Source organism: Flavobacterium seoulense (assembly GCF_000695795.1).
Classification (GTDB): Bacteria; Bacteroidota; Bacteroidia; order Flavobacteriales; family Flavobacteriaceae; genus Flavobacterium; species Flavobacterium seoulense.
On sequence record NZ_JNCA01000019.1, the window covers coordinates 41,541 to 62,646 of the forward strand.

Here is a 21,106-nt window from a genome sequence, read left to right on the forward strand (position 1 = left end):
TTTTGCAAAATTAATTTCTTAAAAAAGTACAATGATTAGTCTTCATCGTTTTTTACTGCTTCAGAATTATTTTTCAAATCCTTCTTTTTAGGCGTTTTTTCGTTATTGAAATTGATGTATTCAGGAGTAACATTTGAATCCTGGAAATATTCGTTAGTATTATTTACTTTCCGAATCAGATTCTTTTTAAAGATTTTGTTTACCAATTCCCTAAAACTATCAAAATCAACCTCGTAAGTTAAACCTAAACCTTGTGTATAACCAATTCCCTGCCCAATGTAATTAATATCGTTTTCTCTGTTAAACAACCTTAAATTCATAGTTCCGTCCTGATTCACTCTATATTGTACTTCGACATCTCCCACAACTGCAGACTCATTAATTCCGCCAAAAGGAACTCCGACTTTTCCATTAATCGAAACACGCTCATTGATTTTTGAAGAAATAGTCGCCACTACTCTACCGTCAGTTTCTCTACCAATTCTTCTATCCGGCGAAACATAATTAAGTCCTACCTTAATTTTATCAGTATCGGTTTTTAAAATATCTCCTAACAAACTGGACGCTGTTTCAAACAAACTTCCTGAAAAGTCAGACTGATTTACACCCTCAGGACTTAAAAATCCTCCTGAAGAAAGCAGATACAAAGCCTGTGTTTGCCTTACATCTTTATCGTATAATTTATATTGAATTTCAGATTTCAAAACATTACTCACTGTTGGAAATTCGATATTAAAATCAGGTTCCGGACTAGCTAAATCTCCTTGAATTCCAATGATTACATCTACAGGAACTTTTCTGTTAAACGAAGAATTATCTAATAAAACAGCAGGATTAGCAATGGTTTTGTACACAGCCTGTAAGTTCAATTGTGCTCTCATTGGATTTCCTTCCCAGGTGATTGATCCTCCTTTTTTTACATCAAATTTCTTATCAATCAATCCACCGTATTTGAAATTGTAAGTCCCTTCATAAGCCTGGAAATCCCCCCACATCTGGAATTTCCCTAAGGTGTTAATTTTAAATAATAAGGATCCATAACCACGACCTCTCATTCCATGACCGGAATTACGGTCTAAAATAACTTCAACCTCAGCATCAGGTGTGATATCAAAATCAAATTCTAATTCTAATCCGTTGTATTTTCGGGTATTTTCAACAATACCCATCATATTATTGTACTTTTCTTTAGAAGTTAAAAAGTGAATAAATGAATTTTCGCCAACACTTTCAGCAGAATTAATTGGTATTTTAACATCCGTACCTTTTTCTGATTTGGCAACTATTTTAATAAACAAGCCATCTACCGGCCCTTTTATAGAAGCATTTCCATTGATAAATGCAGTTCCATAATAAGCTGCATCTTCGGAATCTTTAGTATCTAAAGCCACTAATTTTTTCGAATTAATATCAAAATCCAGTTTCCAATCGGTAAAATTATTGTGTTCTACACTGCCGCTTAAAATACCTTTTGTGTTGTATTTCGAATCAGTAATAGTATTGTTTCGAAACAAAAACTTATTATCAACTAAATCCACAATGGAACGGTCGCTTAACTGATAATCGACATTCAAATACGGAACAGTTAATCCGGCTTTGTCGACAAACAATCGGCCGCTTATGTTAGGTTTATTAACATCACCTGTAACAATTGAGTTTCCTGTAACCAAACCTCGAATATTTGACAAGACATTGCCTCCTAAGGAGCCTAAAACACCTAAATTAAACTTATCTAATTTTACTTTTAAATCCAGAATAGTCTTTTTATTGACTACCTGAAAACTTCCGTTAGCATTGAAAGATTCCATATTTTCATTTTCTAAAAACGAATTAATAGTGAATTTTTCTAAGTTTTGATCACCTTCAATATTAAATCTCAAAACTCCTAAATCGGTCTTATTGATATTCAGTTTATCCACAACCAGAGAAGCTGTAGGCTTATAAATTTGGTTATTTTGTTTAAAATGTACAGCTCCATTTAAGTTTCCATTAAAGACAAACTTGCTGCTTAAAGGTGTAATTTTAAACAAATCGACATCTTTAAAATTGAGTTCTAAATCTTTCTTGGATTTATCATTCATTGTCCCTTTAAGAGAAACCGACTGATTTTCGTGTGACAATATAATATCATCAAAATTGAAATTCTTAAGCGACTTATCAAAAACGATTTTGTTGTTAGAAGCATCTTTTTCGTTCAGATACCATAAATTCTCCTTGAATTTCATTTCTGATTTACTGATACCTACCACATTATTATTATCCTCATCAATGGTATGATACAAGTTCAAATTGAAATAATCTTCTCCTTTTTCGCCACCTTTAAATTCCGAACGAAACAGCAAAGTATCCTTAGTTGTGATGTTAATCAAACTAAAATCACGCATTTTATAATAAGGCGTTTTAATACTGTCTAATTCAACATAAGCATTATATAAAGGATTTTTATTATCTACCGAAACCCTGATATTATCGAATGTATTTTTAGCATATACAATTTTAGGTGAATTAAAATTCATCTTAAACTCCTGACTATCGGCCTTGATATTCCCTCTTAAAACAGTATTGGTCGCCAGTGCAATTTCGGGATATAAAATTTCGACAATCTTACTGTAAATAGTAAAATTGAATCTTAAAAACTGACCTTTATTTACTTTTTCAGGTTTGAAATTGGTGTACAAACTACCCAAAGAATTTCGGGCTAATTTTCCTAACTGACCATACTGAAAACGACCAACAACTTTACCGTCAATAATATCAGGAGAATTGATGGTAAGCGTTCGGATTCTGTTTTCATCAAACGTAGAATTGACATTAAAATCATCAAAAAGATAAGTATCTTTTACATTCTGGTATGAAGTTTCTTTGATATAAACATTTCCTTGTAAATCTTCAATGGTATTTCCGGTAACCTGCACTACCACATCACCTTTAAAATTAGAAATGCTATCTTTTACAAATTTCAGTTTAGTCAAATTAGCATGATCTACATTGATATGGAAATCATATTTGTTTTCCTTAGTACTTAAATCAACTAATCCATCGAATTCCATTTTTAGATTAGGATCAGCTACCGAAATTTGTCCTTTATAATACGGTAATTTAAAATTCCCATTAAGAACAATATCATTATAAGTGTAGTTTTTATAATCCAGCGTGGTGATATTACCTTTTATTTTTGTATTCAAAAACTTCTCTGTAAATCCTCTTCCATCAACGTTAACATCCATAGTCACTTTTCCTAAATCTTTACGATTTAAAAAAGTTCCCACATCAAAACCTTCAAAAACAACATTTCCAGTATAAGTCGCTTTATCAATAAAATCAATGTTAGTCATCGAAAAAACCGACTGCACTCTTCCTATTTCTGATCTTACATTTAATGCCGCATCAATAGACGTTGCTGTAAGCTGAGCGCCTCCTTCCATCCAGAAATTACCCAGCATTTTTAGTTCTACCGGTAATTTTTTCCCAAGAACATTCGGGAGCAGCGTTACTAAATTAGTATAACTCGAATTAATTCTGGTGAAATCACCATCCATATAAAACCGCTGATGCTGTTTCCCAAAAATATTTTTGAAATTAATATTTCCTTCAATACGTGATTTTCGGGAATCAACAAGATGCAAATCATTTACATACAAATCGTTCAGCGTTCCTCCTACCTGAGTTTTATTGATATAAAAAAACTGATTTACACCTAACTCTTTATAGAAATACCGAATATCATTTGTCGCAATCTTAGATGTATTCAACCTAACATCAAACTTTACTTTATCATTAAAATGAGCAAAATCCTCAACCTTATAAGTCAGTTTTACAGCTCCTTTTATGGTAGTTTCAGGAGTTTTTAATTCCATATTTTTCAGCTCAATTTTCTTTTTCGAATAGCTAAAAACTGTGCTTAATTTTTCAATAAATAAACCCCTGTAATCTAAAAATGACAACTTATTGATGGTGGTATTTACATTGGGACCATGTAGTTTGAAATCGGTCAATTCGATATTGACTTTTTCGAAATCAACATCTTTTGGATTGACTCTGTTCTCATCTGTCAATCTAAAATGACCATTGCTTATGTAAGCCTTATTCGATTTTAAAAGAAATTTTTTCCCGCTTGGCGGTTTTCCTGAATCGAAAGAAGCTATAAAAACATCAAGATTGGTTTTCTTTTCGTCTTTATAAGTTTTCAAATCAAATAAAACCCCATCTAAACGAATGGTGCTAAATAACAAATCACCTTTTTCCAGCATCGTATTGATGTCAAAAATATTCGTTTTTAAAATTTTCGTATTAATCAAAGTATCATTATGATGATCTAAAATCAATACGTTTTGAATTTTTACTCCTCCAAAAACAGATACCTTAACTTTATCGATAGAAATATGTGTACCAAAATCGTTATTAATACGATTCATCAGGTATTTTCCTATTTTAGTTTGTACCGTAGGTAAAGTTAAAGCGATACCCAGCAGCAACAAGAAGATGATGAGTCCAAAAATGATTCCCGAAGTTATTTTAACCGCTTTTTTGATATGCTGTATTATTTAATAAATGAAATATTATTTTGCCCCAGGAAAGAGCGAAAGCTTTAATAAAAATTCTTTAATTTTGGCTGCGCCGTAAAATTAAATAAAATTTAAATCGGTTGCTATAAGTAATTCAAAATTTGTCTCGTTTTATGCTAAATCCAGAGGTTTTTATTCTTGCTATCGAAAGTTCCTGTGACGACACTGCTGCTGCCGTTTTATGTAACGACAAAGTACTGTCAAATGTTGTGGCAAATCAACTCATTCATACGCAATATGGCGGTGTTGTTCCCGAATTAGCCTCAAGAGCACATCAGCAAAATATTGTTCCTGTAATTGATGCCGCCCTAAAAAAAGCAAATATCAGGAAAGAACAGCTTTCAGCCATTGCTTTTACACAAGGTCCCGGATTAATGGGATCATTGCTGGTAGGAAGTTCTTTTGCAAAATCAATGGCACTGGCACTAGGAATTCCGCTGATTGCTGTAAACCACATGCACGCACATATTCTGGCACATTTTATTGACGAAGAAGGTTATGACAAACCCGAATTTCCATTTCTAGCCCTAACCATAAGCGGCGGACATACACAAATTGTAAAAGTCAATCACTTTTTCAACATGGAAATCATTGGCGAAACTACTGATGATGCCGTAGGAGAAGCGTTTGATAAAAGTGCAAAAATCCTTGGTCTTCCTTATCCCGGCGGACCTTTAGTCGATAAATATGCTCAATTAGGAAATCCAAAAGCCTATGCTTTTACAAAACCTAAAGTTCCCGGATTAGATTTTAGTTTTTCAGGTTTAAAAACGGCTATTTTGTATTTTATTCAAAAAGAAAAACAAAAGAATCCTAATTTTATAGACGAAAACACCAATAATATTTGTGCTTCTATCCAACACACTATTATCCAAATTTTAATGGACAAATTAAAATTAGCGGTAAAAGAAACCGGAATTACTCAAATTGCGATTGGTGGCGGTGTTTCGGCCAATTCAGGAATTAGAAACACTCTGAAAGAAGCTGAAAAAAAATACGGTTGGAAAACATTTATTCCAAAATTTGAATACACTACCGATAATGCTGCGATGATAGGAATTGTAGGTTATCAAAAATTCCTGTCTCAACATTTCGAAAATGCTTCGGTAGTTTCTAAAGCGCGAATTCAATTCTAATACCGATTATACAAAATATATAGCCCCATAAGAATGGAACTATTATTTTGTTATTTCGGCATTATACCAGAAAATATTGGTATAAATAACAAATACAAATGGTATAAACTATGCAATTATTTTTTAATCCAAATATCGACGAACAAACCGAATCTTTTTCTTTCGATAAAGAAGAAAGCAAACACATTATCAAAGTCCTGCGAAAGAAAGACGGCGATATTTTATTTGTAACCAATGGTGCCGGTTTTATTTTTGAATGCGAAATTACCTTAGCTTCAGACAATAAATGCACGGTAAAAATTAATACTTTCGAAAAAAAAGAAACTCCAAAATTTCATTTGCATTTAGCGGTTGCTCCAACAAAAATGAACGACCGCTACGAATGGTTTCTGGAAAAAGCAACCGAAATTGGCATTCAGGAAATCACTCCGATTATTTGTGATCGTTCTGAAAGAAAAGTAATCAACAAAGACCGATTTGATAAAATCATTTTGTCGGCTTTAAAACAATGTAACGAAGCTTTTTTGCCAAAATTAAACAACGCTATTACTTTTAAAGAATTTATCAAACAGCAAAAAAACGGTAATTTATTGATTGCTCATTGCGAAGAAACGGATAAGAAAACGCTAAAATCAGTTTTAAAACCGAATGAAGATATCACATTATTAATAGGGCCTGAAGGTGATTTTTCGATAAAAGAAATCACTTTAGCGCTAGAAAACAATTACATTCCTGTATCTTTAGGCAACACCAGATTAAGAACCGAAACTGCCGCAGTTGTAGCCTGTCACAGTGTGGTATTTTTTAATGAATGATAGTCCTTAGCAATCAAACTTTCTCAACTAAGAACTAAAACTCAAGAGCCAGGGACTAAGGACTAATCACTAAGGACTAAAAAATGAAAAGACTCTATATCATTTTACTATTAATTTCTTTCGCTTCTTTTTCCCAGGAAATTGCCTTGGTAAAATACAGCGGTGGTGGCGATTGGTATGCAAATCCTACGGCGCTTCCTAACCTGATTCGTTTTTGCAACAGCAATATTAAAACAGCTATTAGTCCAAAGCCCGCAACAGTAGAACCAAGTAGTCCTGATTTATTCTCTTATCCTTTTATTCACATGACGGGACACGGAAATGTAGTTTTTAACGAATCGGATGTGATGAATCTTCAAAAATATTTAAAAGCGGGTGGTTTTTTACATATTGATGATAATTACGGAATGGATGAATACATTCGAAAAGAGCTAAAAAAAGTATTCCCAAATAAAGAATTAGTCGAAATTCCTGCTACGCACGCTATTTTTCAAAAGCCGTATCTTTTTGCTAATGGATTACCTAAAATTCATGAACACGAAGGTAAACGTCCGCAGGCTTTTGGAATTTTTGTTGACAATAAATTAGTATTGCTATATACTTTTGAATGCGATTTAGGCGATGGCTGGGAAGATCCTGAAGTACATAATGATCCCGTTGCTGTACGCGAAAAAGCCTTAAAAATGGGCGCCAATATTATTAACTACATCTTTAACAACTAGATTCAGGTGCAATTAAAACACGAAGAAAATCAATTTAAGCCAACTACTTTTCCTATTACTTTAGTTTGCGATCATATTTATTTTCAGCAAAATATCGGTTCGCTTTTTAGAATTGGAGAAGCTTTTGGAATCGAAAAAATCATTTTCTCAGGGAAAGATATTCCGCTTAATCCCCGAAAAATAAATAAAACTTCAAGAAGCACGCATTTACATGTCCCTCATTCGATAATTGAAGAAAACAAAGACGTCATTACGTATTTACAACAAAATGACTACGAAATAATTGCATTAGAAATTGCTTCGAATAGTAAACCTTTAAAAGAAATCGAATTACTTTCAGATAAAAAAACAGCGCTTGTTATAGGCAACGAAATCAACGGAATAAGCGATGAAATTTTAAATATTTCAAACCAAATTGTACATATCAATATGTTTGGAAAAAACAGCAGTATGAATGTGGTACAGGCAACAAGCATTGCTTTATATGAATTAACTTCGAAAATTAATTTGTAGTTTGCTATCTTTAGCAAAATAAACAAATCTAAAATGGTAACATCAAAAATAATTGGTAACGGAATTTTACGTGCCATAATTATAACAGCGGGAACTGTACTTTTACTTTACGTTTTATTCCTAATCCAGCCTGTCATCTATTTTCTTTTTATTGCATTAATTGTAAGCATGATTGGAAATCCAATTGTACGCTTTCTGGAAACCAAATTAAAATTCAACCACATTGCCGCAGTGATTGTCACGATGATTTTCTTTATCTCATTGCTAGCTGGTTTCATCATGATGTTTGTACCGCTCATTATTTCGCAAAGTGAAAATTTGTCGCTTTTAGATACCGGAAAACTTCAAAATGACCTGACACAGCTTATTGAAAAACTAAAAACCTATTTTTCAGATCATAATATTGATACCGAAAGAATGCTGAAAGAATCTAATATTGCTTCAAAAATTAATTTGAATTTCATTCCTAATTTCCTGAATTCTTTATTAGGAACGCTTGGAAATCTTGGGATGGCAATAGGTTCTATTATTTTCATTACTTTCTTTTTTCTGAAAGACAAAAAGCTTTTCACTTCTAACGCCAGACAAATTTTACCTGCTCAGCATGAAGACAAAATTTTAAATTCATTTAGAAAAATCAATCATTTATTGAGTCGCTACTTCATTGGTTTAATAGGACAAATAACTATTTTGTTTGTTTTATATTTAATTGTATTACTCATTTTTGGAGTACAAAACGCTTTTATCATTGCATTTATAACAGCATTATTAAATATCATTCCGTATATCGGGCCTTTGATTGCAACGATTTTGGTTGCTGTTTTAACAATGCTTGGTCACATGGATCCACAATCGCAGGGCGAAATGTTATCTACCACTTTATATGTTTTAATTGGATATTCACTGGCGCAGGTTATTGATAACAATGTAACAACACCATTGATTTTTTCGAATAGTGTCAATTCACATCCACTGGAAATTTTCATCGTGATTTTAGCAAGTGGTTTCATCTTTGGAATCCTGGGAATGATTATCGCCGTACCGCTTTACACCATTGCTAAAGTGGTAGCCAAAGAATTTTTTCCTGAAAATCCAGTTGTAAAAGTATTAACGAGAGGAATTTAAGTTGACTTCAGAAATCTTAAAAAAAGAAATTCAGGAATTTATAAACGCTAATCTCAACACTGATGTTGCTCAATTAGCGTTTAAAAAGAATCCGTTTCCTGAAATTGATTTTGCTGTAATTTTAAACCAAATCGCAGCAAAATCAAAAGCTAAGGATAAATTACCAACCTGGTTTACTGCCAATAATATTATTTATCCCGGTAAAATTTCGGTCGAACAAACTTCTTCAGAAAAAACAGCACTTTATAAAACCAATATCGTTTCGGGAGTATCATTAATTGATCTTACCGGTGGTTTTGGTGTTGATGATTATTTTTTTGCATCCAAAATCAAATCGGTAACACATTGCGAAATCAATCCCGAACTTTCTGAAATTGTGAGGCATAATTTCGAACAATTAAATTGCAAAAATATCGAATGTTATACAGGCGATAGCTTGGAAACCTTACAATCATTGAATCAAAAATGGGATTGGATTTACATTGATCCTTCGAGACGAAATGATGTAAAGGGAAAAGTTTTTATGCTGAAAGACTGTTTACCTAATGTTCCTGAAAACCTTGATTTTTATTTCGAAAAAAGTGATGCTATTTTAATCAAAACAGCACCAATATTAGATATTTCGGCTGGATTATCTGAATTGAAAAATGTAAAAGCTATTCATATTGTAGCTTTGGAAAATGAAGTAAAGGAGCTTTTATGGGAATTGCATAAAGATTATTCGGGCGAAGTGACTTTAAAAACGGCTAATATTACAAAAGGAACTATTGACACTTTTGAATTCGTTATGAATCAGGAATCCGTTTTTCCAGAATATAGTTTACCTAAAAAATACTTGTTTGAACCCAATAGTGCGATTATGAAATCGGGCGGATTTGATGCAGTTTCCGTTAGCTATAACATTGCTAAATTGCATAAACATTCGCATTTATATACCTCAAATGAGGTAGTTGCATTTCCGGGTAGAATTTTCGAAATCACAGCATCTTTTCCATACAATAAAACGGAGATGAAAAACTACATGAGTGGGAAACAATTCAATATTACCACTCGGAATTTTCCCGAAACCGTAGAAAACATTCGAAAAAAATGGAAAATTAAAGACGGAGGAAATTTATATTCTTTTTTTACCACAGATGAAAACAATAACAAAATTGTATTAATTTGCGCCAAAATAAATTAATAATGAAACAACTATTACTCATTGCCTTTTTCTTTTTATCATTCAACACTTTTGCACAAACGGCGTGCGAATATGCCACTAATGTAACGGACTCTATTGGAACGTACAAAGTAACCAAAGAATACCTGATTTCTGAAAAAAACTTTGCGGGAACTTCAAGCTATATTTTCTATACTTTGTCATTAACCGATGGTTTACCAACGCTAAATGTGCAATTGATTCAAAAAAGTAAAGGATTTATTAAAGCCAGATGTTTTGACAAAAATTCCAGATTATATCTACAATTAAACAGCGGAAAAGTAATTACGTTAGTGCACACTAATATGGAATATTGTGGCAGCATGATTAGAGACGAAAATGGTTTTGACAACCGCGTGATTGTTGGAAATTTCATGTTTATGAAAGGATCAATGGAAGATTTAAAAAGTTCTCCGCTTTCTTTGATGCGAATAAAATATTCAACGGATATAGAAGATTTTATCATTAAAAAAGAACTAGTTTCTGAATTGAGCGGAAAAACATTTCAGCCGGAAAATTATTTCATTCAAAACTTAAAATGTATCGAAAATTAAACTTTAAATAAATTAAGATACATGAATGTAAAGTCCTTTCTTTTTTCACTAAATCTGTTTTTAACTGTCATTGTAAATGCTCAGAACACTGATAATCGAGAATTCGAAATTCTGAATCAGTCCAAGCATTGGCAATTACAATTAAAGGATAAAGGAACAAAAGACTGGCAAACGAAATGGTTTCTCGACGGACTCGAAGCCAATATTAAAAATACCAAAGCGGGAATGCTTTTTAATGCCGGAACAACCGCAGGAACCGATACTGCTCATGCTGTTTTATGGACAAAACAATCTTTTAAGGGAAATTTAAAAATAGAATACAACTTTACCCGAAAAGATACTGAAACCAAATGGGCAATTATCTTATACCTTCAGGCAACTGGTATTGGAAATTCACCTTATGTTGAAGATATTTCGAAATGGAATCAGCTAAGGACGATTCCGGCGATGAAGACTTATTTCAATAATATGAAAGCCTTGCATATTAGTTATTCTTCATTCGAAAATGATAATAATGACCCCGAAAAAGATTATATCCGGGTACGTCAATATCCTGTAATTAAAGGACAAAATTTCAATACTACCACCGAAATTCCTAATGCTTTTTTTGAAACCGAATTATTTAAAACTGACGAAAACTATAAAATTACAGTAATCAAAACCGCTGAAAAACTGTATTTTAAAGTCACTGGAAAAGACACTTCAAAACTTTTTTCGTGGAATTTACAAAATGATCCTGAACTTATTGAAGGTCGAATTGGTCTAAGACAAATGGCAACCCGATCGGCTTTGTACAAAAACATTTCGGTTTACACGATGAATTAATTAATTCCTGCTTCTTTTAATTTTTCGATTAGCCTTTTATTTTCTTCTTCTAGTTTTTCAATATAATCTTGTTGTGGTTGCAGGGCAACTTTAATTTCGGCACCCGTGTAACGAGGTGTAATATGTTGCGGACAGTTCCAATCATAGGCTTCAATATGGAAAACCATCATTCTTTCCGGACGAAATTTATAATTTTCTAAATCAAGAGTTGCTAGTAATTCGGGATTATCTTTGAGTTCTACAATTTCTGTTTTGGCATATATTTTCAATCTGGATTGTGTAGGATAATCGACCATTATTAAGGCAACATTATTGTTTGTTGCTATATTCCCAACCGTTATGTATTGCTTATTTCCAGTGAAATCAATAAATCCGATTTGATGCTCATCTAAAACTTTTACAAAACCTTTTGGCCCACCACGATGCTGAACGTAGGGAAAATTATTAGCTCCAAAAGAAGCCAGATAAAAACTATCCCGATTAGCAATAAATCTCATTTCATTTTCTGATAAGCCATCAATAACGTTGAACTTCTCCATTCGTTCATAGCTATTTCGGCTACCGTGTTCCGTTTGTAAAGCTTTTACAGCATCAGTAAAAGCAATTTGATGAAAATTTTGAGCCATTGTAATTTATTTAAATTTTCTGTCTTTTTCCTCAATTGCTAAATCATTAATACTAGCAAAACGTTTCTGCATTAAGCCATTTTCATCAAATTCCCAATTTTCATTTCCGTATGCACGAAACCATTGTCCTTCGTTATTTTGGAATTCATATTCAAAACGAACTGCTATTTTATTTTCGAGAAAAGCCCATAGTTCTTTTTTTAATTTATAATGCTTTTCTTCCTGCCATTTCTTTGTTAGAAATGCCTCCGCTTCTTGTCTTCCATTAATAAAACTACTTCTGTTACGCCATTCGGTATCAATAGTGTAAGCTTTAGCAACACGCACCGGATCTTGACTATTCCAGGCATCTTCAGCCATTTGAACTTTTTGTAAAGCAGTTTCTAAAGTAAATGGTGGCAGCGGAAATCTTTTTTCTTCAGTATTCATATAATTGTATTTTATCTTATAAATGTAAATAAAAATGGTTAGCGATTTGAAACAGACTTTAATCTTTCAAACTGATTTTCATCATTTTACTTAGTAAAGATACAGCACAACTGAAACAAATAAATTGGATAATAGGCGCTAATGCATGGACAATTTTCCCCTATAATTTTTTTCCCTTTTTTACGTATTCTATAAAACAAAAGCAATGAACATTATTTGAATACTATAAGAAACTTCAGAATATTATCTAAAAAAACTTAGATTTGTAATTCACTATTAACTAACCGGTTTATTATGAATTACAAAATTACTGCATTGTACCAACAGTGCTTTTTAGCATTGCTATTGCTTTTTAGTACGGCAACATTTGCTCAAAAAATGGAGCAATTTTTCCCTTCCAAAGATTTGACTTCTGTAGGAGTTTATTATTATCCGGAACATTGGGATCCGGCGCAATGGGAACGCGATTTCCAAAATATGGAAAAAATGGGATTTGAATTTACCCATTTTGGCGAATTTGCCTGGGCACAACTTGAACCAGAAGAAGGAAAATACGATTTCAAATGGCTGGATAAATCACTCGAACTGGCTAAAAAATACCATCTCAAAGTAATTCTTTGTACTTCTACGGCTACGCCTCCGGTTTGGTTGGTTCGCAAACATCCTGACGTATTAGCCACTATGGAAGATGGTACTAAAATGGATCACGGAACACGCCAACATGCAACTTTTTCGAGCAACTATTACCGTTCTTATTCGATGAAAATGATTGCCGAATTAGCTAAAAGATACGGTAATGATAAAAATGTAATCGGTTGGCAAATAGACAATGAACCACGTCGTTTTCTGGATTACGGACAAGATGCACCGCAACGATTCCGTAATTGGTTAAAAGAAAAATATAAAACCATTGATGTATTGAATGAAGCCTGGGGAAATAATTTCTGGAGCGGAACTTACAGTAATTTTGACGAAATTAATATTCCTTTACATTCTGTTTGGGGGATGAATTTGCATTCGCAATTAGACCACTACCGCTTTGCCGATGATGAAACCGCTACTTTTCTTGACGAACAAGCCAAAGAAATCCGTAAATATTCCAATTCGAACCAATGGGTAACTTCTAATTATATTCCAATGTATGATGTGGGTTATGTGGGCGCAAGTAAAGAACTGGACTTTGTTTCTTACACCCGTTATATGGTTTATGGTAGCGATTTAGGTATTGGTCCAAAAGGCTATCGAGTGGGCGAATATTCCAGAATTGCAATGGCAAATGATTTTTTCCGTCCATTAAAAGGTGCTTATGGAGTGATGGAATTACAGCCGGGACAGGTAAACTGGGGAAGTATCAATCCGCAACCTTTGCCGGGAGCTATGCGACTTTGGTTATGGCACGTTTTTGCCGGCGGAAGTAAATTTACCTGCACCTATCGTTTTCGTGCGCCATTGTACGGTTATGAGCAATACCACTACGGAATTGTAGGTACTGATGGCGTTACTCCTACCACTGGCGGACAAGAATTCAGCCAGTTTATCAAAGACATTAATTTGTTGCGAAAAAAACACAATCCGAAAGCGCAATTGCCTAAGGAATATTTGCAACGCAAAACAGGAATTCTTTTTAATGCTGATAACGTTATGGGAATTAATTTGAACAAGCAAACGAACCAATGGAATACCGAAAATCATTTTCTAAAGTATTACAAAACGGTAAAATCTTTTGGAGCTCCGGTGGATTTTGTACGTGATACTACTGATTTTTCTAAATACCCTGTATTAATCGCACCTGCTTATCAAATGATCGATCAGCAAATGATTGATAAAATGACCGCCTATGCACAAAACGGAGGAAACTTAGTATTAAGCTGCCGATCAGGAATTCAAAATAGAAAAGGGCATCTTTGGGAAGCTAAATTCTATGAACCGATCTGGAAATTAATTGGTTCCGAAGTTGAATCATACGATTTATTGATGCCACAATCACCTGACAAAATCAAATTCAACAATCAGGATTTTGATTGGGTTTCTTGGGGCGATTTGTTAAAACCAAACAAAGGAACCGAAATCTGGGGCACTTTTCAGGGTGATTTCTATGCCGGAACTCCTGCTGTGATTTCGCGTAAATTAGGCAAAGGAACCGTAACTTATATTGGCGTTGATTCTAAAAGAGGAGACTTAGAAAAACAGGTTTTGACCAAATTATACCAACAACAAAATATTGCTATCGAAAATTATCCGGAAGGAATTATGGTCGAATACCGCGATGGTTTTGGGATTGCCGTAAACTATTCAGATAAAGTTTATGAAATGAAATTGCCTGCCAATGCAGAAATTATCATTGGAACTAAATCCATGAAAACTGCCGATGTGTTAGTGTGGAAACAGTAAAAAATGTGGAACACAGATTAGACGGATTTAAACAGATTTAAACGGATCTTTTTTAAATTAAAAATGAATAGAATTGGGCTTTAGCTAAAATCTAAATCAAGATTTGGCTAAAGCTTTTTTTGTTTTCTTGATTCTAATATGTCAATGTCATTAAGTAAAGAATTCGTCACTTCGAGTGATTTTTAATAGTAATGCGACAGCTTTACTATTAAAAATTGTATCGAGAAGCCTTATATAAACGAGAGTTCTTGTTAATAGAAACTGGAAATCCAACTCAAAACCCTAAGAGAAATAATACATAAACAATAAAGCCATAGCTGGATTTGTAAGATTTATTTATATATTAGCGAAATAAACGCTACCGTTTGTCACACATGTCTACCCAATGTAGGGTGGCTTTGTTTAATTTTATCACACACATAAATAAATTAGCCGAAATCGTAAGAACTATGTTGAAATTTAAAGACCATAAGTTAGAATATTTCATATTAATTATCGGTTTGATATTCATCCATGCATTTTTAATGTGTAATGCATTTGATGGGAAATCAATTAATTCAGAGAATGCAAATCAATTCGGAAGTTTCATTGGTGGGTATGTAGGATCAATATTCACGTTATTCAGTATATTTTTATTAATCATCACTTTACGGGATCAAGCACGCAATAATTTTGAAAACAACTTTCTAGAACTGGTAAAATTTCATAGAGAGAATGTAGACAAAATGGAAATTAAACAACATAGAAGCCTGAAAGTTTTTGTCATGTATACTCGAGAATTTAGAAAGCTTTTAACGATCGTAAAAGAGGTTGCAAAAGCTCATAATTTATATTTTAATTCTCTTGAAAATAAAAGAACTATACTCAACATTACATACTTAAGTTTCTTTTTTGGAACTGGTCCAAACTCATCGCGCGTTCTACAAAAATATTTAAAAGATGTTGATGAAAAACTTATAGATAATCTAATTTCTAAAATGAATTCCTCAAAGGAGGAATATAAAAAAAGTTTCGGATATACGCCTTTTGAGGGGCATCAATCTAGGCTTGGACATTATTTTAGGCACCTATATCATACTGTAAATTTTGTCCATAATTCAAATTATTCCCAAGAAAAGAAGAGAGAACTATTGAAAATTCTCAGATCACAACTAACAAATCATGAACAAGCAATTCTATATTTTAATTCTTTGTCATCGGTAGGCAAAGATTGGGATAATAAAAATTTGATTCGAGACTACAAACTAATCAAAAATTTGCCAGAAGGCTTCATCGATGAAGAGCGCGAAATTAATCCTAAGTTAATTTATGATTTTCTGTATGAATATGAGGAATAACCACCCTCTGGTGCTCGTTTGCAACGAGTACCTAATTTCAATCATACAACAAAGCATAGCGTTTTTAACGCGGCTCTTTAAGCAACCTAAGAACTATATAAATAAGCTTAATTCGGTTATTCTTTTTTGTAAAAGCATTAATCAGTCAAAATCCGCTTAATCTGTGTACCATTTTCATTCCAAACTCAAAAAAGCTTCACCCCGATAGCGCGGAAATGTTTTCCGTGCCCACAAAGAGGAAAGACTTAGTCGAGTTCCTTGATGAGATCCTTCCTTCGTCAGGATGACAAGTTTGCGGTAAAAGCCTCTGTGTGGAGAAGTCTCCTGATTTCGAACAACAGAATTTAGATTAAACTTTATTAGTTTTCAGCTATTTCATTCCAAACTCAAAAAAGCTTCTCCAAGATGATCAATTATATCCGAAGCGATGAACGATTGAATTCCGGTTTTAGACACAGCAATATCAGCCGTTAATCCGTGAAGATACACTCCTAAAATTGCGGCTTGAATTGGTTCATGACCTTGGGCTAATAAACTAGTGATAATACCTGTCAACACATCACCGCTTCCGGCAGTGGCTAAGGCGGGATTTCCAGTTGTATTTTTATAAATGGTTTCTCCATCGATAATATGTGTTGGAGCGCCTTTCATCACTATAATTACATTGTATTGCAATGAAAAAGAAATCGTTTTTTCGAATTTCTCTTCTTCAGAAGTCCATTTTCCTATCAATCGTTCTAATTCTTTGGGATGCGGCGTTAGAATACTTCCTGATTGTAAAAGCAGAAACCAGGCTTTATTTTGAGATAAAATATTCAATGCATCGGCATCAATAACTAATGGTGTCGTATTGGTTTTTAGAAATTTCAAAAAAGCTTTTTGAGTTAGTTCGTGCTGTCCTATTCCGGGACCAATTCCGATAGCGTTGGGCTGAAAATCAAAACTAATATTTGAAATACATCGTTTCTTCGCATCGGTCAAAACCATAACCTCGGGAATAGCAATTTGAAGAATTTCATAACCACATTTAGGAATAAAAACAGTTACTAATCCGCAACCCGTTTTCAGAGCCGCTTTCGATGATAAACATACTGCTCCTATTTTGCCATAGCTTCCGCCTATTAGCAACGCATGTCCCTGAATTCCTTTGTGCGTATCTACAGCTATCGGCTTATAAAACTTTAAAATTTCGTTCTTATCAATTGAAACAGAAGTTATCATAAATACTGCTTTTAATAGTTTCCTCTAATTTAATTCTATTTGAGCAAATAATCCGTTTTTAAAATAATTTTCGGTTAATTTATCATTAGCATTGGTAATAAACTTTGGCTCACACACCTTTGTTACTCAAAATAAAAGCAATAAATTAGCGCCATCAAAATTTACACAAAATCATAATGAAAAATACTGCGCTAACGCACATCCACGAAGCTTTGGGAGCAAAAATGCTACCGTTTGCAGGATACAATATGCCGATAACTTATGAAGGAATAAACGCTGAACACGAGACTGTTCGTACCGCTGTTGGCGTTTTTGATGTGTCGCACATGGGAGAGTTTTTACTTTCGGGACCAAATGCTTTAGCGTTGATTCAAAAAGTAACTTCAAATGATGCTGCTACCTTAACTGACGGAAGAGTGCAATATTCTTGTTTGCCTAATAATGAAGGCGGAATTGTAGATGATTTATTGGTTTACAAAATCAAAGACGAGCAGTATTTATTAGTGGTTAATGCTTCCAATATTGACAAAGACTGGGAATGGATTTCGGCTCACAATGATTTAGGTGTCGAAATGAAAAACCTTTCTGACGACTATTCTTTATTGGCAATTCAGGGACCAAAAGCGGTTGAAGCTTTGCAATCATTGACTTCAACAGATTTATCTTCGATAAAATACTACCATTTTGAAATCGGTACTTTTGCAGGAATCGAGCACGTTATTATTTCGGCTACAGGATATACTGGTGCTGGAGGTTTCGAAATTTATTGCAAAAATGATCAGGTAGAACAAATTTGGAACAAGGTTTTCGAAACCGGAGCTGCTTTTGGTATTCAGCCAATTGGTTTAGCGGCTCGTGATACTTTACGTTTGGAAATGGGATTCTGTCTTTACGGAAACGATATCAATGATACGACTTCGCCAATAGAAGCGGGATTAGGCTGGATTACAAAATTCAACAAAGAATTTACCAATTCGGATAATTTAAAGAAACAAAAAGAAGCCGGAGTAACTAAAAAACTAATTGGTTTCGAAATGCAGGAACGCGCCGTACCAAGACACGATTACGAAATTGTTGACGCTAACGGAAATAATATCGGAATTGTAACTTCGGGAACCATGGCACCTTCACTAAATAAAGGAATCGGAATGGGTTATGTAACTGTTGACAATAGTGCAATTGACAGCGAAATCTTCATTCGAATCAGAAAAAAAGATGTTCCGGCCAAAGTGGTAAAAATGCCATTTTATAAAAACTAATACTTAGAAAAAAACAAAATATTTATATTTTTGCATCGTTAAAAAATAATCAGAAATGGGAAGAGCATTCGAATTTAGAAAAGGAAGAAAAATGAAACGTTGGGCTGCAATGGCCAAAACATTTACCAGAATTGGTAAGGACATTGTAATGGCTGTAAAAGAAGGCGGACCAAATCCAGAAGCCAACTCAAGATTAAGAGCCGTAATCCAGAATGCTAAGGCAGCCAATATGCCTAAAGACAACGTGGAACGCGCCATTAAAAATGCAACAAACAAAGATACTGCCAATTATAAGGAAATTTTATTCGAAGGCTACGCGCCTCACGGAATCGCTATCCTGATTGAAACGGCTTCTGACAACAATAACAGAACTGTGGCTAATATTCGTAGTTATTTTAACAAATGCAACGGAACAATGGGAACGCAGGGTTCGGTAGAATTCATGTTTGACCACACCTGCAACTTCCGTATTCCTAAAGATGGTCTTGATGCTGAAGAACTGGAATTAGAATTTATTGATTTTGGTGCTGAAGAAGTTTTTGAAGACGAAGACGGAATCTTAATCTACGCTCCTTTTAACAGCTTTGGAACAATCCAAAAAGAATTGGAAAACCGCGGAATCGAAATTCTTTCTTCTGGTTTCGAAAGAATTCCTCAAATCACTAAAAAACTAAATGCAGATCAAATTGCAGATGTTGAGAAATTAATCGAAAAAATAGAGGAAGATGATGACGTGATGAACGTATATCACACTATGGAAGAAAGCGAAGAAGCATAATTCTTCAACAAAATAATTTCAAAAAGAGAGTTTAGCATTTAGTTAAACTCTTTTTTTATGGGCGTTTCCGCCGCGGCGGACGGGCTGTACGCTATATCTTTTGTTCGGGAACGTTATATTATATTAAGAATATTTTCGTACTCACAAAGGATGCCGCTTCCATCCCTAACGCAAACAGCAATCTTGACTTATCTGATTTGTTTCCAGGTTCTATAAAACAACGGAGATTCATAAGTTAACATACAAATCCAACCCACTAAACAAGCCAGCGCAATTCCTTCGATACCAAAATAAGTAGCCAGAATATAAGCTGCTATCACTCTGCCTAACATTTGGGCAAAAGTCGAATTTAAAGTGATTTTCATCTTCCCTAATCCTCTGAAATAGCCTTGAATCACATTGGTAATTCCGGGTAATAAATAAAGTAAAACCATTATTTTTAGATACTCCTTTGACTTATCAATAACTTCCAGTCCACCTTCACCCATAAACAAGGCTATCAATTGACGCGAAAAAAAGAATATAATTAATGAAGCCAATAAAGTATATACAACTTCTATTTTCAATCCAGCTATGAAGCCTTTTCTAATACGTTCAAAATTTCGTTTTCCGTTATTCTGTGCTATAAAACCAGTAGTACCATGAGCAATATTTTGTTGCACTATCATCACAAAATCATCTATTTTACTTACGGCATTAAAGGCAGCTATAGCAACAACTCCTAATGGATTAACCGCTCCCTGAATCAAAAACTTACCTAAATGTAAGGTAATTTGCTGCATAGCCGCAACTGAACTATAGCTGACAATTGTTCGAAACAAATCATAATCAAATACAAATTCAGCTCTGGAAAAACTCAAAATAGGAATATAGAAACGAACATATAAAACACAAAACAAAGCTGCTATTGCCTCGGCAATTACAGTTCCCCATGCTGATCCTACCACTCCCATTTTCAAAACTGTAACAAAATAGAGATCTAAAATAACATTAAGCACCGCTGAAGCAATCAAAAAATAAAGGGAAGCTTTAGAATTTCCCATACTTCGTAAGGTCGCTGCATAAATATTATAAATGAAAGTAAAAACAAGGCCTATAAAGATAATTTGTAGATAAGAAGTAGCGTCATCTAAAATTTCTTTCGGTGTACTTAAAAACTGGAGTATATGTCTTGAAAAAAAGACCCCCAATAGTATCAATAAAAAAGTAAAAATCCCTCCAGAAATTAATGAAGTTGAAATTACACGTTTAAGTTTCTCATAATTTTGTTCACCAAAATAATGTCCCATCAAAACAGACATTCCCAAACAAATTCCAATTATCAAAAAAAGAAGTACATTCATTACCGGACCAGCAGCTCCCAAAGCAGCCAATGCTCCAGCACCTATAAAACGTCCTACAATAATAGAATCAGCTGCATTATAAGTCAGCACAAAAAAGTTGCCGATGATTAATGGTAGCGTAAAATGAATAATTTGTGGAACTATAGGTCCACTGGTCATATCTAAAAGTCGTTGCTTATCCATTTATACTAATTATATTGGTAACAAAAATACATATAAACAAAAAACCCTATCTCGTTGAGATAGGGTTTTCAAAAGAAAGGCGA

General features: G+C 33.8%; 17 protein-coding genes. 12 read left to right on the plus strand and 5 right to left on the minus strand.

All coding sequences use genetic code 11. The features are described 5' to 3' along the window. Positions 1 to 35: 35 nt before the first annotated feature. Positions 36 to 4,415 carry a translocation/assembly module TamB domain-containing protein gene (locus FEM21_RS10610; RefSeq protein WP_081824682.1) on the minus strand — a complete coding sequence of 1,460 codons (4,380 nt, stop codon included), beginning with the start codon at positions 4,413 to 4,415 and terminating at the stop codon, positions 36 to 38. A 263-nt stretch (positions 4,416 to 4,678) separates the two neighbouring features. Here FEM21_RS10610 and tsaD point away from each other — a divergent pair, with 263 nt between their 5' ends. The 8 genes from tsaD (at position 4,679) to FEM21_RS10650 (ending at position 11,456) form a co-directional block, all read left to right on the plus strand. Beyond that, entirely contained in the window at positions 4,679 to 5,701 is a 1,023-nt protein-coding gene (tsaD, locus tag FEM21_RS10615; RefSeq protein ID WP_035660277.1) for a tRNA (adenosine(37)-N6)-threonylcarbamoyltransferase complex transferase subunit TsaD, read from the plus strand. A 110-nt stretch (positions 5,702 to 5,811) separates the two neighbouring features. Next, positions 5,812 to 6,516, plus strand: coding sequence for a 16S rRNA (uracil(1498)-N(3))-methyltransferase (locus FEM21_RS10620; protein WP_035660279.1), 705 nt, complete (start codon positions 5,812 to 5,814; stop codon positions 6,514 to 6,516). 83 nt (positions 6,517 to 6,599) lie between these two features. After that, on the plus strand, positions 6,600 to 7,238 hold the full coding sequence (locus FEM21_RS10625) for a DUF4159 domain-containing protein (RefSeq protein ID WP_035660281.1): 639 nt from the start codon (positions 6,600 to 6,602) through the stop codon (positions 7,236 to 7,238). A 6-nt stretch (positions 7,239 to 7,244) separates the two neighbouring features. Beyond that, positions 7,245 to 7,751, plus strand: coding sequence for a TrmH family RNA methyltransferase (locus tag FEM21_RS10630; protein ID WP_035660283.1), 507 nt, complete (start codon positions 7,245 to 7,247; stop codon positions 7,749 to 7,751). A 33-nt stretch (positions 7,752 to 7,784) separates the two neighbouring features. Continuing rightward, positions 7,785 to 8,876, plus strand: coding sequence for an AI-2E family transporter (locus FEM21_RS10635; RefSeq protein WP_035660286.1), 1,092 nt, complete (start codon positions 7,785 to 7,787; stop codon positions 8,874 to 8,876). A gap of 1 nt (position 8,877) precedes the next feature. Further along, positions 8,878 to 10,059 carry a class I SAM-dependent methyltransferase gene (locus tag FEM21_RS10640; RefSeq protein ID WP_035660288.1) on the plus strand — a complete coding sequence of 394 codons (1,182 nt, stop codon included), beginning with the start codon at positions 8,878 to 8,880 and terminating at the stop codon, positions 10,057 to 10,059. A 2-nt stretch (positions 10,060 to 10,061) separates the two neighbouring features. Beyond that, on the plus strand, positions 10,062 to 10,631 hold the full coding sequence (locus tag FEM21_RS10645; RefSeq protein ID WP_035660289.1) for a hypothetical protein: 570 nt from the start codon (positions 10,062 to 10,064) through the stop codon (positions 10,629 to 10,631). Between the two features lie 21 nt (positions 10,632 to 10,652). After that, positions 10,653 to 11,456: a DUF1961 family protein gene (locus FEM21_RS10650; protein WP_035660290.1), complete on the plus strand. Its 804-nt coding sequence runs from the start codon at positions 10,653 to 10,655 to the stop codon at positions 11,454 to 11,456. Here FEM21_RS10650 and FEM21_RS10655 read toward each other — a convergent pair. Continuing rightward, on the minus strand, positions 11,453 to 12,082 hold the full coding sequence (locus FEM21_RS10655; RefSeq protein WP_035660292.1) for a pyridoxamine 5'-phosphate oxidase family protein: 630 nt from the start codon (positions 12,080 to 12,082) through the stop codon (positions 11,453 to 11,455). The genes FEM21_RS10650 and FEM21_RS10655 overlap by 4 nt on opposite strands. Before the next feature lie 6 nt (positions 12,083 to 12,088). Continuing rightward, complete coding sequence (locus tag FEM21_RS10660) at positions 12,089 to 12,511, minus strand: nuclear transport factor 2 family protein (protein ID WP_035660293.1); 423 nt, start codon at positions 12,509 to 12,511, stop codon at positions 12,089 to 12,091. Between the two features lie 294 nt (positions 12,512 to 12,805). Between FEM21_RS10660 and FEM21_RS10665 the strand changes: the two genes are divergently transcribed. Together FEM21_RS10665 and FEM21_RS10670 are read left to right on the plus strand one after the other, a co-directional pair. Next, complete coding sequence (locus FEM21_RS10665; RefSeq protein WP_035660294.1) at positions 12,806 to 14,902, plus strand: beta-galactosidase; 2,097 nt, start codon at positions 12,806 to 12,808, stop codon at positions 14,900 to 14,902. Between the two features lie 449 nt (positions 14,903 to 15,351). Further along, on the plus strand, positions 15,352 to 16,239 hold the full coding sequence (locus FEM21_RS10670) for a putative phage abortive infection protein (protein WP_160171314.1): 888 nt from the start codon (positions 15,352 to 15,354) through the stop codon (positions 16,237 to 16,239). Between the two features lie 375 nt (positions 16,240 to 16,614). Here the strand turns inward: FEM21_RS10670 and FEM21_RS10675 are convergent, their stop codons facing one another. After that, a complete protein-coding gene (locus FEM21_RS10675; RefSeq protein WP_035660298.1) occupies positions 16,615 to 17,460 on the minus strand; it encodes an NAD(P)H-hydrate dehydratase in 846 nt (281 codons plus the stop codon). Between the two features lie 176 nt (positions 17,461 to 17,636). Between FEM21_RS10675 and gcvT the strand changes: the two genes are divergently transcribed. Next, positions 17,637 to 18,719 carry a glycine cleavage system aminomethyltransferase GcvT gene (gene gcvT, locus FEM21_RS10680; protein WP_035660299.1) on the plus strand — a complete coding sequence of 361 codons (1,083 nt, stop codon included), beginning with the start codon at positions 17,637 to 17,639 and terminating at the stop codon, positions 18,717 to 18,719. A gap of 55 nt (positions 18,720 to 18,774) precedes the next feature. Continuing rightward, complete coding sequence (locus FEM21_RS10685; protein ID WP_035660300.1) at positions 18,775 to 19,497, plus strand: YebC/PmpR family DNA-binding transcriptional regulator; 723 nt, start codon at positions 18,775 to 18,777, stop codon at positions 19,495 to 19,497. A 188-nt stretch (positions 19,498 to 19,685) separates the two neighbouring features. On the opposite strand, the gene FEM21_RS10690 is transcribed toward FEM21_RS10685, so the two are convergent. After that, the gene (locus FEM21_RS10690) at positions 19,686 to 21,023 is read right to left on the minus strand and encodes an MATE family efflux transporter (protein WP_035660303.1); all 1,338 of its coding nucleotides are present in this window, start codon (positions 21,021 to 21,023) and stop codon (positions 19,686 to 19,688) included. Between the last annotated feature and the right edge of the window lie 83 nt (positions 21,024 to 21,106).